The organism is Mesonia aquimarina, assembly GCF_003667275.1.
GTDB classification, from domain to species: Bacteria; Bacteroidota; Bacteroidia; order Flavobacteriales; family Flavobacteriaceae; genus Mesonia; species Mesonia aquimarina.
In genome coordinates this window covers 1-18,219 of the sequence record NZ_RCNV01000013.1, presented here as the reverse complement: position 1 = coordinate 18,219, position 18,219 = coordinate 1, and the positions used below count along the sequence as shown (strand labels likewise).

General features: G+C 35.3%; 14 protein-coding genes. 2 read left to right on the top strand and 12 right to left on the bottom strand.

Annotation, left to right across the window (positions count from 1 at the left end; translation table 11 throughout):
• Positions 1 to 3 precede the first annotated feature (3 nt).
• The 3 genes from pdhA to porU all read right to left on the bottom strand — a co-directional run bounded on the left by pdhA (position 4) and on the right by porU (position 6,210).
• A complete protein-coding gene (gene pdhA, locus D9R05_RS14030) occupies positions 4 to 1,002 on the bottom strand; it encodes a pyruvate dehydrogenase (acetyl-transferring) E1 component subunit alpha (protein ID WP_121667863.1) in 999 nt (332 codons plus the stop codon).
• Between the two features lie 183 nt (positions 1,003 to 1,185).
• The gene (gene porV / locus D9R05_RS14025) at positions 1,186 to 2,352 is read right to left on the bottom strand and encodes a type IX secretion system outer membrane channel protein PorV (protein ID WP_121667862.1); all 1,167 of its coding nucleotides are present in this window, start codon (positions 2,350 to 2,352) and stop codon (positions 1,186 to 1,188) included.
• 39 nt (positions 2,353 to 2,391) lie between these two features.
• Positions 2,392 to 6,210: a type IX secretion system sortase PorU gene (porU, locus tag D9R05_RS14020; RefSeq protein ID WP_121667861.1), complete on the bottom strand. Its 3,819-nt coding sequence runs from the start codon at positions 6,208 to 6,210 to the stop codon at positions 2,392 to 2,394.
• 208 nt (positions 6,211 to 6,418) lie between these two features.
• Here porU and gldJ point away from each other — a divergent pair, with 208 nt between their 5' ends.
• Both gldJ and D9R05_RS14010 read left to right on the top strand, forming a co-directional pair.
• Positions 6,419 to 8,089 carry a gliding motility lipoprotein GldJ gene (gldJ, locus tag D9R05_RS14015; protein WP_121667860.1) on the top strand — a complete coding sequence of 557 codons (1,671 nt, stop codon included), beginning with the start codon at positions 6,419 to 6,421 and terminating at the stop codon, positions 8,087 to 8,089.
• 71 nt (positions 8,090 to 8,160) lie between these two features.
• Positions 8,161 to 9,438: a UDP-N-acetylmuramoyl-tripeptide--D-alanyl-D-alanine ligase gene (locus D9R05_RS14010; protein ID WP_121667859.1), complete on the top strand. Its 1,278-nt coding sequence runs from the start codon at positions 8,161 to 8,163 to the stop codon at positions 9,436 to 9,438.
• A gap of 220 nt (positions 9,439 to 9,658) precedes the next feature.
• On the opposite strand, the gene argH is transcribed toward D9R05_RS14010, so the two are convergent.
• The 9 genes from argH to D9R05_RS13965 form a co-directional block, all read right to left on the bottom strand.
• Positions 9,659 to 10,939: an argininosuccinate lyase gene (gene argH / locus D9R05_RS14005; RefSeq protein ID WP_121667858.1), complete on the bottom strand. Its 1,281-nt coding sequence runs from the start codon at positions 10,937 to 10,939 to the stop codon at positions 9,659 to 9,661.
• A 10-nt stretch (positions 10,940 to 10,949) separates the two neighbouring features.
• Positions 10,950 to 12,014 carry a M20/M25/M40 family metallo-hydrolase gene (locus D9R05_RS14000; protein WP_121667857.1) on the bottom strand — a complete coding sequence of 355 codons (1,065 nt, stop codon included), beginning with the start codon at positions 12,012 to 12,014 and terminating at the stop codon, positions 10,950 to 10,952.
• The gene (gene argB, locus D9R05_RS13995; protein WP_121667856.1) at positions 12,014 to 12,787 is read right to left on the bottom strand and encodes an acetylglutamate kinase; all 774 of its coding nucleotides are present in this window, start codon (positions 12,785 to 12,787) and stop codon (positions 12,014 to 12,016) included. Before argB ends, D9R05_RS14000 begins: the two co-directional genes overlap by 1 nt.
• Positions 12,784 to 13,728 (bottom strand): N-acetylornithine carbamoyltransferase, encoded by a 945-nt coding sequence (locus D9R05_RS13990; protein WP_121667855.1) that lies wholly within the window; start codon positions 13,726 to 13,728, stop codon positions 12,784 to 12,786. The genes argB and D9R05_RS13990 overlap by 4 nt, the downstream gene beginning before the upstream one ends.
• Positions 13,729 to 13,736: 8 nt before the next feature.
• Positions 13,737 to 14,879, bottom strand: coding sequence for an aspartate aminotransferase family protein (locus D9R05_RS13985; protein ID WP_121667854.1), 1,143 nt, complete (start codon positions 14,877 to 14,879; stop codon positions 13,737 to 13,739).
• Between the two features lie 11 nt (positions 14,880 to 14,890).
• The gene (gene argC / locus D9R05_RS13980) at positions 14,891 to 15,847 is read right to left on the bottom strand and encodes an N-acetyl-gamma-glutamyl-phosphate reductase (protein WP_121667853.1); all 957 of its coding nucleotides are present in this window, start codon (positions 15,845 to 15,847) and stop codon (positions 14,891 to 14,893) included.
• Between the two features lies 1 nt (position 15,848).
• The gene (locus D9R05_RS13975; protein ID WP_121667852.1) at positions 15,849 to 17,039 is read right to left on the bottom strand and encodes an argininosuccinate synthase domain-containing protein; all 1,191 of its coding nucleotides are present in this window, start codon (positions 17,037 to 17,039) and stop codon (positions 15,849 to 15,851) included.
• A complete protein-coding gene (locus tag D9R05_RS13970; RefSeq protein ID WP_121667851.1) occupies positions 17,036 to 17,662 on the bottom strand; it encodes a GNAT family N-acetyltransferase in 627 nt (208 codons plus the stop codon). The genes D9R05_RS13975 and D9R05_RS13970 overlap by 4 nt, the downstream gene beginning before the upstream one ends.
• A 375-nt stretch (positions 17,663 to 18,037) precedes the next feature.
• Positions 18,038 to 18,219, bottom strand: a 182-nt coding sequence (locus D9R05_RS13965) for a T9SS type B sorting domain-containing protein (protein WP_162985003.1), incomplete at its 5' end; no start/stop codon positions are given.

Below are 18,219 nucleotides of genomic sequence, written 5' to 3'. Positions count from 1 at the left end.
TTTTTATAATTTATGTGATAAAAAAGGATAATCTTCTTGTTCGTAAACTGCGTCGTACATTACGCTAGTTTCAGGAAATTCAGATTCGTCTGCAAATTTCTCGCATTCTTTTACGCGATCTTTTACGCTTTTGTCGATCTTTTTAATTTCATCTTCTGAAGCCCAATTATTTTCTTTAATTTCTGAAAGAACTTTAGAAATAGGATCGATTTTTTGGTATTCTTTTACCTCATCTTTTGTTCTGTATTTTTGAGCATCACTCATAGAATGTCCACGATAACGGTAGGTTTTCATTTCTAAAAATGTTGGCCCGTTACCAGAACGTGCTCTATCAATTGCTTCATCTAAAGCTTCAGCAACTTTTTCAGGGTTCATGGCATCTACAGGTCCACAAGGCATTTCATAACCTAAACCTAATTTCCAAATATCTTCGTGATTTGCTGTTCTTTTTACAGAAGTTCCCATAGCGTAGCCGTTGTTTTCTACGCAAAAAACTACCGGTAACTGCCAAGTCATCGCTAAGTTTAAAGTTTCGTGAAGTGTTCCTTGACGAGCTGCTCCATCACCTAAAAAGGTTAGCGTGACATTGTCTCTTTTAAAATACTTATCTCCAAAAGCTAGTCCAGCTCCTAATGGAATTTGACCACCAACAATACCGTGACCTCCGTAAAAACGATGTTCTTTAGAAAAGATATGCATAGAACCTCCCAAACCTTGCGATGTTCCCGTCTTCTTTCCATAAAGTTCTGCCATTACTTTTTTAGGATCTACTCCCATACCAATAGGTTGCACGTGATTTCTGTAAGCCGTTATCATACGGTCTTTTTCAAGATCCATTGCATGCAAGGCTCCAGCTAAAATAGCTTCTTGCCCATTGTACAAATGCAGAAATCCTCTTACTTTTTGCTGAATATAGACTTGCGCTAATTTATCTTCAAACTTGCGCCAAAACAGCATATCTTCGTACCACTTAAGGTATGTTTCTTTGGTTATCTTTTTCATGAAATTAATTTTAGTACCGTTCGCGATCAAAAACGGAAGACAAAAATAAGATAATATGCGGTAAAGGAAAAACTCTTTCTGCTTTAATCAGAAAAAAACTGTTTCTTTTTTTAAAATAAAACGCATAAAAAAAGTACCGATTTATTTTCGGTACTTTTCTATATGATTTTTATGTCATAAATTTTAGTATTCTCTATAGTTTTCACCAAAATTAAATGACAAACTAAAACGCAGGCTTCCTTCTAATGGATTTGTTACCGCTTTTGATGTTGAGAAAAGATATGAAACATCTATTCTAGTAATAGAGTATTTAAATCCGGCCCCTAGACTTAAAAATTTACGAAAACCTTTCACGTCACTTTCATTAAAATAACCCATTCTAAAAGCAAAACTGTCTTGATAAGAATATTCTGCTCCTAATGCCCATGTAATCTCTTTTAATTCTTCACTAAATCCACCCGGAGCATCTGTCCAAGATGAAAAGATTGCTCCAAATGGACTCTCATTATAATAATCATCTTCTCTATTAATCACGCCATCTCCATTAGAATCACTTGGAGTTGGCACTAAAAGCTTATTCATCTCTCCATAAACACCTATTGTATTTTCTGCATCTAAAATAAAATCAAACCCAGCTCCTGCTTTAAAATTGGTTGGAATAAAGCTTTCCTGACCAGCATCATCATATTTAATTTTTGGACCAATATTTGAAATATTTATACCTCCGCGCCAACGACCATTAAAATCGTCGTAAGCAATTTCTTCACTTTGGTAAAAAGCAGAAATATCCACACCAAACGAATTTGCTGCCGACGCATCTACGTTGGTGGTTTGCAACCTGATGTCTGAACGAATATACCTTCCGGTAACCGCCATAGAAAATTGCTCTCCCAAACGCAAAGCATAGGTTAAATCAAAAGCAAATTGATTGGGTTTTAAAATTAAAGGTTGTTGTTCTGCAGTTTGACGAGATTCTATCTCTCCTAAATTAAAATAGCGAAAGGTACCAGCAAAAGCACTACGCTCATTAATACGATTGTAATAATTTACCTGCCCTAAATTAATATCGTTTACCAATTCTCTTAAATAAGGCACGTAAGAAATCCCAACCCCCTGTTGTTGTTCTGCAAAAGCATATTTTGCCGGATTCCATTGTTGCGAGTAGGTATCTACAGGGGTAGCAACTCCTTGATCTGCCATTCCTGATGCTCTGGCATCTCCAGAAATCATCAAGAAAGGTACTGCTGTTGTTATTACCCGATCAGATTCGGTTATATTTTCATCTTGGGCATTTGCTTTTGTATTCATAAAAAGGCATATTCCCGCTAATAAAAGGCTTACTTTCTTCATAAAATTTTAATGTTTGGCAAATATATAGTTTTCTATCAATTAGAGAATAACCAATTTTTCAAATTTCTCTACTTTCTTATTTGTTAGGGTAGATTTTACAGTTAATTTATACACGTAAACTCCTTTTCCTATTCGGTCTCCAAAATCATCGCGACCATCCCAAGTAATTTCTCTGGACAAAAACCCATCGGTATTGATAACTTGATTTTTTGTCCAGACCACTTTTCCGGTTACTGTAAAAACCTGCACTTGTACTTCCAAAGGCTCGAAAGGACGATTATGATTAAACCAAAATTCAGTATAAGTGGTAAATGGGTTGGGGTAATTGAGCACTTTTGTAATTTTTAATTCATCATCTCCAGCTACTAAAAACTGAATTTCTGCTGTACTAGAATTGTTATAAACATCCCAGGCTTTAAAGGTTAAGGTATGCAATCCTTCCTCTAGGTCACGGAGTTTATAATTCACATTACCTTGTGTATAATTATCAACTTCTGTTTCGTAATAATCATTTACCACGTATGGATTGGTTTCATCTCCATCTAAAATAGCTACTAAATCATGCCCAATTCCACTCGCCGTATTTATTCCGTTTTCATCAGAAAGTTTTGCCAACAAAAAGGGGGAATCATTGGTAATACCTCCGGAAACAAAATTCTCGTCATTCATATATAACTGTATTTCGGGCCCTTTATTATCTTCAGGGGCATTTTCGTTAACTCCGCCAACCAATATTTCATTATTATAACCTCGGTTATCTTGAAGTAATTGATTTCTTTCTGAATAAAAACTAACGCGACCATTACCTACGGGTATTTTTATATCTTTTGGTACTACAAAGTCAAATTCAAACTCACCATTTTTCACAGAAGCTTGCCCTCTAAAAACCGTCTCTCCTAAAGTTGTAAAGTCCATAATAAATAACTCATCATCACTACCTTCAGTTCCATCGTTACCTAAAGTATTTCTATCGATACGCTTATCAAAAATAGTAGTCGACAATACTCCATTATAGTTATTAACTTTAACTCCATTTGGATAAACCAGTTCTCCTGTCATTTTTATTTTACTTAGGGCTTTTAAGGTATCTATTTGTGGAGAGTTTACGGGCACATCGTTTATATGTGTTAATTTAATTTCAGGATCTGCCAATGCTAATTTCATGGCGGGATCACCAAAATAAAAAATTACACGAACCCCTCCGCCCGATTCATTTTTAGCTTTCCGGACAGACTCTGCAACAGAATCATCTCCTCCACTATAATTAAATAAATACGGAGCAAAATCTTCGTTAAAATTAGCGCCGGTAGTAACTCCTATTGCTCTTACAGTACTAACCATAGCTACTGAACCGCCTTTATCATTTAGCAAATTATACTCCCCTGGAGAGAGTCTTAATGGATTATCAAAAACAGTAAATTCACAAGTAACCGTGATAAATACATTATAGCGATTTTCATTTCGCCAGGAACGTATGCCTTCAATAGTTACTAACCGCTCTGCAGCTAAGCCATTTATTCCTCCGTGACCAAAATAATTAACCACGCAGGCCCCTACTTCTACTGCTTGTGTAATATCTTCTGTTGCTTCTGGGTAGCGAAACCCTCCAGATGATGAGATTTGCTGATAAGCATCGCTATGTATTTTTTTTACATTTATAAACGGTTGATTTTCAGAAATATCATCTCCTACATTATCTAATTGAACCTGTAAGTTTCTATCACCAAAAATATCGGCATCATCAGAAATTAACACAAAATCATTTCGCCAGCTTCCGTAAGACACTTTATCTTCATAAGCAATTACTTTATCAACCAAAACTTTTGCGGTTTGAGGAGAGTCTGCTAACATTCTTCCTACTGCAATATCTAATTTCCCGAAAATCCCCCCTTCTTCAGGATCCATTAAACCAAAAAAATCATCAGAAGCCGTAGTGGAAGGACTTAAACTAAACCCGTTTAAAACTTCAAAAGTTGGGACAATATTATTATTCCCTTGCAATCGATCCTTATAGTCTACGGAAGCATCTCCAAACAGACATAAATATTTTAAGCGATTATTCGCAGTAGAAGCATTACTATACACGTAATTCACAAAATTTCTAATCGCTCCTATATCTTGCTTTCCTGAATTAAATTCGGTATAAATATCACTTACCAAAACCACCTTTACATTCAAATCATCTTGATCTCTTCTAAATTGAGCTAAGCGATTTGCTTGTTGAAGCAACAATTCTGATGTTACAATTACATAATCTACATCTTCAAATTGCCCTTGAGCATTTTCAAAAATTGTTCCTTTTAAATTTAGATTATCAATACGGGTTTCCGCTTCACGCAAAGGGGTATAAAAATCTGAGGAAGACAAGGCTATATATTTTCTTTTTTCACCCATCGATGCCTTAAAAGAGAAATTTGAATTTGCAGTGTTGGCTACTGAAGTTATATTTTTCGGATTAGTCACATCCCAAACTTCTGTGACGCTAGAAGCATTTTGAATAACATATTCACCAACACCTGAAATCAATGCCGCTTCGTCTGATGTAAATTCCAACTGCTGATTGTTTACAATTTGTAATGATCGTTTAGCGCGTACATTAATATAGTCTACATAAGCCAAACTTGAAGGATTACCGCCATTATTATAATTTAACTCCACATTAATAGTAGAAGTATTAAGATTTAATTCGAAGCTAGCTCCTGTAGAATCTGCTAAAACATCATCATTAGAGCTACTAAAGCCTAAAGTGGTTGCATCTTGACCATTTACAAGAACTTGCATGGATGTAGAAGCTTCTGAAGCTGAAACCATCTCAACATCGAACTCTACCGGCTCCGAGGTAACTAGGTTATCAAAATTAAACTCGAATTCTTTTGTATTCTCTACATCGAAACGATCTCCAAACCAGCGTCTTCCTGTTTTAGCTATACTATATTCATCTACTTCGTGATATTGGTAATCATCAAAAGTTGTAATCGTAGTGGTTGCATTTCCAGTAGGTTCTGTATAAGGCATTACTCGTCTACCTATATTTCCATCGGCACTTATATAATAGTAAGAGCGCTCGGCATACAAATTAAGGTTACTCTCGTTATCCTCGCTCCACTCATCATTTACAGCTTTTGCGTAAAACAAAATATAATCCTGAGAATCAAAACTTCCATCTTCTCCTCCTACTACTTTAATAGCCGTCTCTGGTGGATCGTAGGCATCATTCTCACTATTTAATAAAGGGAGCATATTTCCACCGTGACCTACAATTTTTAATCGTTGCGGATTTATAGAAGAAACATCCATTCCTAAATTGCTAAGAAAACTTCTAGAAATTTTATAAACCCCTGTTTTTTCAATATAAAACTTATACCAATCGCCTGTCGCTAACACGGAATTTGTAATAGAAGGAACAGATTGTGTTACCACACCATCTCTCGCCGCACCTTTTGTATAACTTACAGAAAATGATTTCACTCTTTTATAAACACCATTTTGCCTTACAATGGGATTTATTCTAATTTGAAAATAAGTCACCTGCCTTGCCTTAGAAGTATACATTTTTAAGTCGGGAGTATTCTTGATATTTTTTTTATCCAGAGCTCCTAAATTTTCTGCAGAAATGGTTTCATATGTAATATTACTGAGCTCCGAAGACAAAACAGCACCACTCTCTCTCCATTGATTATGGTAAAAAATAGCATCCTCTTGAGCATCATATTCAATATTAATTGAAGAAAAACTAGGGATAGCGATAGCTGTATTTTCAGAAAAAGGCTTTTCACCCCACTCTATAGTAAAGGTCTTTTGTTGCGCTTGAACTGAAAAAAAACAGCCTAATAAAAATATGGTATAAAGAAACTTCATTGCAAGAAATAACGTTAATTAAATAATTGTATTATATTTAGACCCACAAAATTAATTTATTTAGCATACAATAATACTAATCTTAAATAATTAACGTTATTCTAAGCACAAGGCAACAATTTTAATGCTAAAAAACTAAAACAAACTTGTTAATTTAGCGTTAATTGTTATATTGCGAACCCAAAATTTTACAAACATAAATTGTATTATGAGAATCAATACCGCTCTTAAAACTTTTTTTGCCGTTGCAACACTAGGCTTTTTAGCTAGCTGTAACAACTCAAGAGACTACAAAGACAATTCCCGTGCTACTGGTTGGGACTTAACCGGTAAAGAAGGTATGATGAAATATCAAACCGATTATGAAGAACAAAAAACAGGTCCTGGACTTATTTTTATCGAAGGCGGAACATTTACAATGGGGCGCGTACAAGATGATGTAATGCATGATTGGAACAACACGCCAAACCAACAACACGTCCAGTCATTCTACATGGATGAAACAGAAGTTACCAACAGAATGTATCTTCAGTATTTAGACTGGCTCAAATTAACCTTTCCTCCAACAGAAAAAAAGTATAGAGATATTTATTATGGAGCGCTTCCTGATACATTAGTTTGGAGAAATCGATTAGGTTATAACGAAACCATGACTAATAACTATTTACGTCACCCGGCATATCAAAACTATCCGGTGGTAGGTGTAAATTGGATTCAGGCAACCGAATTCAGTAAATGGAGAACAGATCGTGTAAACGAGGCGTTGTTAGAAGAAGAGGGATACACTACAGAGGGAGCTCGACTTCAAGCGGATGCTTCTTCAACATTCAGCACTGAAACATATATCAATGCACCGACCAAAGTTTACGGTGGAAATGACTCGCTTACTAGAGGTAGAAACGCAGATCGTCTTACACAAGTTGTAAAAGAAGATACGATTCACAAATATGTGCAACGTAAAGATGGTGTTATTTTACCAGAATATAGATTACCAACTGAAGCTGAATGGGAATATGCAGCTTTAGGAATGTCAAGCACTAGAGAATACAACCAATATAGAGGTAGAAAAAAATACCCTTGGGATGGTCAATACACACGATCAGGTAGTAGAAAAACAAGCGGAGATCAATTAGCTAACTTTAAGCAAGGTGATGGTGACTACGGCGGTATTGCCGGATGGAGTGATGATGGAGCTGACATTACTGCTGAAATAAAAACATATCCGCCAAACGACTATGGTCTTTATGATATGGCTGGAAATGTTGCAGAATGGGTAGCAGATGTTTATCGACCAATAGTTGACGATGAGTTTAATGATTTCAACTATTATCGTGGAAATGTATACACGAAAAACTCCATTGGAGAAGACGGCACTGTTGAGGTTTTAACTCCAGATGATGTTATTTACGACACGCTTAGTAACGGAAAAATTGTTCCAAGAAGTCTTCCTGGTGAAATTAAAAAAGAACCTGTAACAAAAGAAGATACATACTTAAGAACGCAATTTACAGAAAGTGATAATCGTGATTTTAGAGATGGCGATAAAGCTTCCGGAAGATATTATCGTGAACAAGGAGATACTCAAGACGAATCTAAACGTATGTACAATGCTCCTAAGCATAAAGTTTCTGTAATGCAAGACTCTACTGGAAATTCTTCATTAGATAGACAATACGATACTTCATCTGAAAGAACAACACTTATTGATAATGAAGTTAGAGTATACAAAGGAGGTTCTTGGAGAGATAGAGCATATTGGTTAGATCCTGCTCAACGTCGCTACTTCCCTCAAGATATGGCAACCGACTATATCGGATTTAGAAACGCAATGTCAAGAGTTGGTTCAAAATCTAAAAAAGGTAAAAGAGCAAGAGATTAAAATTAAAGATTAATAAAGCAAAAAGCCCTTTACTCTATAATGTTTAAAGGGCTTTTTTTTGATTATAACAGATGACTATTTCAAATTTACACAAGCTTTTTTTAGAAAGTAATGGAGTTTCTACAGACACTAGAAAAATAAAACCCAATACACTTTTTTTTGCGCTAAAAGGAGAAAATTTTAACGGGAATACATATGCCAAAAAAGCACTAGAATCAGGTGCAAAGGCTGCCATTGTAGATGAAATTAATTCTTCAGAGAATGCTAACATTCATAAAGTTGACAATGTATTAGAATGCCTACAGCAATTAGCACAATTTCATCGAAAAAAATTAGGAATACCTATCATAGCTTTAACAGGTAGTAATGGCAAAACAACAACAAAAGAACTAATTCAAGCTGTTCTTGAAAAAAAATACAAAGCAAAAGCTACTGAAGGCAATCTGAACAATCATATTGGGGTTCCGCTAACATTGTTATCTTTCAACCAATCAACAGAAATAGGAGTCGTTGAAATGGGCGCAAATCATCTAAAAGAGATTGAATTTTTAACCAATATTGCACAACCGGACTACGGTTACATTACCAATTTTGGCAAAGCTCATTTAGAAGGTTTCGGTGGAATTGAAGGTGTTATTAAAGGAAAAAGTGAATTATACGACTTCTTAAAAAAAGAAAATAAGAAAATATTCATTAATACTGACGATGAACTTCAATTGAAACAAAGCAAAGGTGGCAACCTTATAACTTTTGGTGAAAGTCAAAAAAATGATTTTAACATCAATTTTATTTCAGCTAAACCTTACGCTTCCATCAAGGTTGCAAACACTAGTATTACTAGTAAATTAATAGGCGAATATAACGCTAAAAACATGGCTGCAGCCACTTGTATCGGCTTGCAGTTTAATGTTCCCTTAAATCAAATAAAAAACGCTATTGAAGCATACCTTCCAAGTAATAATAGATCTCAACTAATAGAAAAAAATAACAATACAATAATCTTAGATGCCTACAACGCAAACCCTACAAGTATGGCGGCGGCTTTAAAAACCTTCAACGAATCTAAGGAAAAAAATAAGATTGTTATTTTAGGAGATATGTTTGAAGTCGGTAAAACTAGTGCTAGTGAACACCAGCAAATAGTTGATTTAATTAATAAATATAATTTTAAGCATGCTTTTTTAATAGGAAAAGAATTTCAAAAAACAAGTATAAAAAGTAATACGAAAAAGTTTGAAACAACTGAAGATTTTATTAATTACTTAAAAATTCAACTTGTAGATAATAGCTATATTCTAATAAAAGGATCGAGAGGTATGACGCTAGAACGAATAATAGATTTTCTTTAAACGAAAGAGAAAAGAGCAGAAAATAAAAAAAGCCTCTCCCTCTTACAGGAAAAGCTCTTCACTGGTTTAACACTACTTAAACCTTAAATACAAAGTAATTCAACTTCATATTCACAACACAACTTCGTAAAAAAAGCCTCAATTTTACAATTGAAGCTTTTTTATTTTGCGGTCTGGACGATAAAACCTGAACCAAGAACCTAAAAAGTTTGGTAATATATTACAAAACCTCACGAAGCTTTTTTCTGATCATGGCAATTCCTAAATTATCCTTACTCCCTATATGGGTATGAGCTTTCGTTTCTTTTGAGTCATAAGTACCTTCTTTTATTTCATTAGCAATAAGCTGATAGGCATCTCGAAAGGACTTACCTTGTATCACTAGATTATTTATAGCATCTACGCTAGTTACATATTGATATACAGGATCAGTCTGGTCTATAGATTTAACCTCTATTCGAGGTAACGTATACGTGAGTATATCAATCACGTTTTCCATAGAAAGTAGGTTTAAAATACTTTTTTCCTTAAGCAATTGGTAATCACGATGATATCCGGAAGGTAAATTAGTTGAAATTAAGTTAGTTTCATACATAGCTGCTTGTATTTTATTACATTCTCCTCTCATAACTTCAAATAAATCAGGGTTCTTTTTATGAGGCATAATACTAGAGCCTGTGGTTAACGAATCTGGCAATCCTATAAAATTAAAATGAGGATTCATATATAAACACACATCCATAGCAAATTTCCCTATAGTATGAGCCACAGAAGATAAAGCCATATGGATGTTTTTTGCCGTTTTCTCTCGACTAAGTTGAGCGGCTACTACATTAACTTTTAGTGCAGAGAATCCTAAATATTTAGTGGTAGACATTCTATCTATCGGAAAGGAACTTCCATATCCTGCTGCAGATCCTAACGGATTTTGATCTACTACTTTTAGGGCTGCTTGTATCATATATAAATCATCTATTAGTAATTCCGCGTATGCTGCGAACCATAAACCAAAAGAAGAAGGCATAGCAACTTGTAAATGAGTATAGCCAGGCAAAAAAGCTTTTTCATGTTTTTCTGAAAGCTGTAATAAAAGTTCAATTAAGGTTATAAGTTGCTCTTGTAGATGCCCAAGATGATCTTTAAAAAACAATAGCATGGCCACCAAAACCTGATCATTACGTGATCGTCCGGTGTGTATTTTCTTTCCGGTTGCTCCTAAACTTTGTACTAATTCATATTCAATTTTAGAATGTACATCTTCAAATGATTTTTCAATATGAAAGTCTCCGGATTCTACTTGTTTTTGTAGCTTTTCCAGCACTTTTATCAAGGCGTGATTTTCTTTTTTTGTAAGTAAATCCGATTCTTGTAACATATACGCATGAGCTATCGAAGCCTGTAGATCATACTTGGCTAGGTAACGATCTAATTCTCGATCATTACCGATTGTAAATTGTTCTATTTTTTTGTCAATAGAGTGACCTTTTTCCCAAAGTTTCATATAACAGGTATTAAAAAGTTAAATTGTATAATAGATTAATATAAGCTTGTATTCCCTCTTTAATCTCATGCAGGTAAATAAATTCATCTGCCGTATGCGAACGAAGGGAATTTCCGGGGCCCATTTTAACAGAAGGGCAGGTTAAGAGCGCTTGATCAGATAATGTATTAGATCCATAGGTTAGCACACCAAGTTTTTCGGCGGTTTGTACTAAAGGATGTGCAGAAGAAACAATAGAAGGTTGTAATCGGAAAGATCGTGCTTGAAAACGAGCTGCGACAAATTCTTGGGCTAAGATAGTAAAAACTTCTTCCAAGGAGTAACAATCATTCACCCGTACATCTATTACCAAATGGACTTCATCTGGAATAGCATTGTGTTGCTCACCTGCATGAATTTGAGTCACACTAAGGTTAACTTCTCCTAATAATGGAGAAATACGATCAAAAGTGAGCTTTTGCAATTTATTTAAAAAATCAGCAGTCTTTAAAATAGGGTTATCGGTATTAGGATGAGCTGCATGAGAAGCTGTTCCTTTTATAAAAGCATCAATAACCAATAAACCACGCTCCGCAATAGCCATCTGCATTTGAGTAGGTTCTCCTACAATTGCCGCAGTCAGTACAGGGAGTTTCGGAATAATACTACTGATTCCCTGATTTCCATTAATCTCTTCTTCAGCAGTTCCTGCAAATACAAGAGTATAAGTTAAATCTTGATGATAAGCATAGGTAAAAACCGCTAACAAAGAAACCAAACATCCTCCGGCATCATTACTTCCCAATCCGTATAATTTTCCATCTTCAATGAGAGGATTAAATGGATCTTTAGTATAAGATTTTGCAGGACGTACCGTATCGTGATGCGAATTTAGTAGCACTACAGGTTTAGCCTCTCCATGATTTTTTTGTATTGCCCAAACATTGTTATTTGATCGTTGATAAGGAATAGAATACTTTTCAAACCACGCTTCCAGAAGTTCTGCAGTCCTCGATTCTTGGGTAGAAAAAGAAGGAGTGCTTATCATTTCTTTTAATAATTTGATAGCATCATCATATAATTCATTTAAATCCATTATAATATTATTTTAGTGTTTTTTTGAGTTGATTTTAATCCATTACATCCTCCTATACACACTTGATGCACATATCTTTCTAGTGCCTTAAAAGACTGTTCCAATTTAGGGAGCATACCTTGCGAAATTATTTTTTGAGCTAACATCTTTTGATAAGTATCTCGATTTAGGAATGGAACCACAGACATATTATCGAGCGGATCACTCAATACACCTGGTTTATCGATACAGAAAGTTAGATGAACCCTAAAATATGGGGTGAGTGCAATGGCAAGCTGAGCTGCTATAGTATCCGCATTAGTGTTCAGCAATTTCCCGGCTCCATCCATCGTGATAGGAGAAAATACAGGTACACATCCTTTTCCTAACAAATTAACAATAAAGTCTTCATTGATAGCTATAACATCTCCCACACGTCCATAATCAATAGGGGCAGATAGACGTTTTTTTGAGAGGATACTTTTTCCATCCGCTCCGCATAGGCCTATAGCGTTACACGATCTTGCTTGTAAGCATCCTACGACATTTTTATTGAGGAGCCCACCACAAACCATACTCACTACCTCCATCATCGCATCTGAGGTTATACGTCTTCCTTCAATCATTTCAGTGGTGTAGCCTAGTTTTAACGCTGTTTCCGTAACTACATTTCCTCCTCCATGAACCAAAATCTTCGCTCCTTTTAAAGCTACAAAATCATCCAAAAGAGTGGCTATACTTTTTTTATCGCTGAGCACGCTCCCCCCTACTTTTATAATATGTAAACCTTTCATAAGTTAGCTTGTAAAAGTTCGGTTAATATACTGGCAGCTATATACGTTCGGTTTTCAGCTTGATTCAAAACAGCACTTTGACTCCCATCCAAAACAGCATCTTCTATTACTACATTTCTCCTTACCGGCAAACAATGCAATACTTTAGCTTGATTGGTTAATTTCCATTTTGCAAGCGTAAATGTCCATTTTCTATCAATAGGAAATTTTTCTCCATAATAGGTGTTACTTCCCCAGTTTTTAACATAAACGATATCTGCATCTTTCAAGGCTTCTGCCTGATCATTAAATACAGGTGTAGATTGTACAATATGGGGAGCCAAATTATGAGTAGAAGGATTACATATAGAATGCTTCATAGATAATTGATTCATTACTTCCGTAAAAGAATTAGGAACCGCCTGTGGCAATACGGAAGGATGGGGAGCCCAAGTCATTACTATTTTAGGTTTTTCAATCTTAAATTCTTGAATTGTCATCGCGTCAGTTAAGCCTTGTAAGGGATGAGCCGTTGCACTCTCTAAATTAATCACCGGTATAGTACAATACTTTTTAAAGGAATTTAAAACGAGCTCTTGTTCATCTTCTGCTTTAGAATTAAACAAAGGAAAAATACGAATACCAATAATATCACAATAACATGATAAAACCCCGGCAGCTTCTTTAATGTGCTCAGAAGTTTGGTGATTCATATAGGCTCCTTCTTCAAATTCTAATGTCCATCCCTCCTTATTAATATTCATAACAATAACTTCTATCCCTAACATGCGAGCAGCTTTTTGAGTACTCAAACGTGTTCTCAAACTGGGATTGTAAAAAAGTAAGCCTAGTGTTTTACCCTTTCCAATAGGAGCACTATTCTGATGTTGTTTGATCGCTATCGCTTGATCGATTACTTGCTGAACATCAGTTATATCTGATAATGAAGTACAATGTTTCATGGTTATCTTTAAGTTAAGTTTAATTGCAAGAGAGCAGCTTCTAGTGCCGTAAAAAATTCTTGTATTTGTTTTTTTGTCACCGTTAAAGGAGGTAAAATTCGTAGCATGTTTTTAGGAGTGGCTGCGCCGGTAAAAACTTGATAATCGTATACTAAGCATTCTCGAAGGAGTTTTACGTCAAAATCAAAAACTAACCCCAACATCAAGCCTCGTCCCTTTATTGCTTTAATAGCAGGTATAGCCAATGCTTTTTTACAAAAAAGCGAAGACATTTCTGCTACGTTAATTAATAATTGTTCATTTTGTAATGTTTCCAAAACGGCTAAACTGGCAGCACAAGCGAGTTGATTTCCTCCAAAGGTGGTCCCCAACATGCCATGAGAAGCAGAAAAAGATTGGTCAATCAGTACGCCTCCCACCGGAAAGCCATTCCCCATTCCTTTTGCCATACTAATAAGATTAGGTTGTAGTCCATGATGCTGAAAAGCAAAAAATTTTCCGGTTCTACCCCAGCCACTTTGTACTTCATCAACGATAAATATGACCTTATGATCCTTACATAGTTGTTGTATTTTTTTGTAATAATGAGTAGAAGCTTCATGTAATCCTCCTACTCCTTGAATTATTTCTATAATAACAGCCGCAACATCATTTTTTGTTAAAATCGCTTCTAATTCATCAACTTGACCAAAGCTTAACTTTGTTACAGGATTATGTTTGTTTAAAGGTGACTTCAAGTTTTCTTGATCGCTCACCGAAACAGCAGCGGATGTCCGACCGTGGAAAGCATTCTCAAAATAAACAATACGCGACTTTCCGGTTGCAAAAGAAGCTAGCTTTAACGCATTTTCATTTGCTTCCGCACCGGAATTACACATAAACAAACGATAATCTTGACAATGAGAAGCCTCTCCCAAACTTTTAGCTAATTTTTCTTGTATGGGTTTATCTATTGCATTGGAATAGTAGGCTAATTTACCCAATTGATCCTGTAGCGCATGGCAATATACCGGGTGATTATGTCCTATAGAAATTACTGCATGGCCGCCATAAAAATCAAGGTATTGTTTTCCTTCATCATCATAAAGATAGCAGCCTTTTGCCTGAGCAAGTTGAACTGAAAAAGTTGTATATACATCAAATAGTTTCATAAGTGTTGATTTTAAAAATAGCTTCCTTTTAATTTTAGTCCTGTAGTCTCTTCAAAACCAAACATGAGATTCATATTTTGAACGGCTTGTCCGGCAGCTCCTTTTAATAAATTATCAAGCATGCTGGTAATAACCAGTTTATCATTTATATGCTGAATATGCAGTAGACACTTGTTGGTATTCACTATTTGTTTTAAATGGGGTGCTATACCAGATCTTATCGTAAAAGGCGCATCTTGATAAAATGATTCATACAATTGGATTACATGGGCTAGATCGCCTGAAAATTGCGTATAACAGGTCACATAAATGCCGCGAGCAAAGCTTCCTCTATGGGGAATAAAGTTTAACTGCGGAACTACTTTACATCTAGAAAAAAGCTGTAATATTTCTCGCTCATGTTGATGCTGAAAAATCTTATAACTTGAATAATTCTGGCTACGCCAGGAAAAATGTTGTTTTTCATCTAAACGAGCACCTCCACCGGTGGCTCCGGTTACCGCGTGAATATGTACATCGTCTAATTGTAAATGTTTGATTGCTGGATAAAGAGCCAGGTTTATGGCTGTTGCAAAACATCCGGGATTAGCAATAAAATTAGATTGCATAATTAAAGCTTTATTGACTTCCGGTAGGCCGTATACAAAATCATGATTTTGATGTTCCATCCGAAAATCAGTACTCAAATCAATAATTTTAGTCGTTTCACTAAACGTATGTTTTTGTAAAAACTCTTTAGATTTCCCGTGTCCAACACATAAAAAAACAAGGTCGACATCAGCAACTATCTTATCTGTAAACATCAATGTTGTTTCTCCTATTAAATCCTGATGTATCTTTTCAATAGGCATTCCTACTTTAGTGGTACTATACACAAAACGAATATCCACTTGTGCATGCTGTAATAAAAGTCGTATTAATTCACCACCTGTATAACCACTACCTCCAATAATTCCAACTGTTATCATACTAGTTATGGGTTACAGATTGATAGAGTTTTCCGGGAATAGAGAACAACTTAATAAAACCTTTTACATCATTGGCAGACCAAGCTGAATTGGTTTCTCCATAATGAGCAAAAGTATTTTCTAAAAGATCATAATCAGATTTAATTCCATCAAGTGTAAAACGATAAGGATGTAAGGTGATAAAAACACTTCCGCTTACTCTTTGTTGAGAAGTCGCTAATAAAGCTTCAAAATCACGCATGACCGGATCTAAATATTGTCCTTCATGAAGATGGGTCCCATACCACTTTCCTATGTAATCTTTATGCTGTAATTGCCATTTGCTAAGGGTATGTTTTTCTAAGAGTTGATGCGCTGCAATAATAAGTAAGGCTGAAGCTGCCGCAAATCCCACACGACCTTTTATTCCGATTAAGGTATCGCCCACATGTATATCTCTACCAATAGCATAAGGAGCCGCTATGGTTTCTAAATATTGAATCATTTCCACCGAACTTCCCTTTTTGGTATCTACACCATTTAACTCTCCTTGTTCAAAATGCAATTCAATCGGTAATGGATTCTTTTTTCGTAAAGGAACAGGAAAAGCTTCTTCCGGTAAAGGAAGATCACTTGTTAGGGTTTCTGCTCCGCCTATACTAGTACCCCATAACCCGGTATTAATAGAGTATTGAGCTTTATACCAGTTTAGTTGAATCCCGTGATTTTGTAAATATTCTATTTCTTCTTCTCTACTCAAACCCTGATCTCGAATTGGAGTAAGAATGCGTATTTCCGGGGCTAAGATTTGAAAAATAACGTCAAATCTCACTTGATCATTTCCAGCTCCTGTACTTCCGTGGGCTATAAAATCTGCTCCTATATGTTGAGCATATTTTACAAGCATAATCGCTTGAAGTACTCGCTCTGCTCCTACCGAAAGCGGATAATTATTATTCTTTAATACATTTCCAAAAATTAAAAACTTAATGATTTTTTGGTAATAATCTTGCTCTGCCTCTAAGGCATCGAAATGATAAGCTCCTAATTGAAATGCCATTTTTTCCATTTCCTTTAGTTCATCTGATGAAAAACCTCCTGTATTTACACTAACTGCATAAACATCTAAAGATTTTTCATGAGCTAAATGATGTACACAATAAGAGGTATCGAGTCCTCCACTATAGGCTAAGACAACTTTCTTTTTATTCATGATTTATTGGTTTTATTTTTTTTATTAAATAGAGTTTGCTTAATCGTTTTTAAGCGTTGATAGGTCTTTTCTTTAATTTTTTTTGATGTATATGTTCCTTCTTCTGAGGGGTCATAAACCATTCCTGTGCATAAACACATTTGACGATTGGTTCTATTTAAAATATCATAATTTTTACAGGTTTGACAACCGTCCCAAAAGCGTTCATCTTTTGTTAACTGCGAAAAAGAAACTGGTCGATATCCTAAAGAAGAATTGATTTTCATCACTGCCAAACCGGTAGTAATCCCGAAAATTTTTGCCTTTGGATATTTTTCTCTCGAAAGCTTAAATACAGCTTTCTTAATATCCTTGGCAATTCCTTTATAACGATAATCAGGATGAACAATTAAACCGGAATTGGCTACATATTGTTGATGATCCCATGATTCTATATAACAAAAGCCCACAAATTGCTCCTCGTCAAGGGCAATGACAGCATTCCCACTACACATTTTTTCCTTGAGATAAGAAGGAGAACGCTCTGCTATACCGGTGCCTCGTGCTTTTGCTGATAGTTTAACCAAATCACATATCTCTTGTGCATAAGAGATATGCGATTGATTCGCAATGACTATTTTCATTGGATTCAAAGAATTAAAAAATTAGAGTTTAAATGATAAAGGGATGAAAAAAAGAACCGGACTCACCTGAGTTCCATACAAACTATATACGCGCCAAGCGGCGGCGAAATAAATAAACACGTCTAAATACCCGGTGTGAAATACAGGATGTAGAGTAAAAAGAAAATAATGATAAGATGAATTTCAAAAGAAAATAATTTTAAAAAAGAAAATGAGTTACAATCGCACAGGTAATTAGTCACGGCGACAGCGGCGGCGGTAAAATGAATTAGCTATGTTCCTCTTTAAAATCATATCATCAAATATATAAATTAAAATTTAATAACAAAATTTTAGAACCAAGTCTTTTAAACTGATCCTAAAATTTTGTTGTTTTTATCTTTTTAGTGTAAAGTTCGCTTTAAACTCTCTTGGTTGCAAACTACCATCGGGCAGAGTTTCCATATACTCTACTCTAAACCAATAGTCATTAGACGATACCGGATTACCATTATAGGTTCCATCCCATCCCGGACCACTCGGACTTAACTGTTTAAGCAGCTTTCCATAGCGATCAA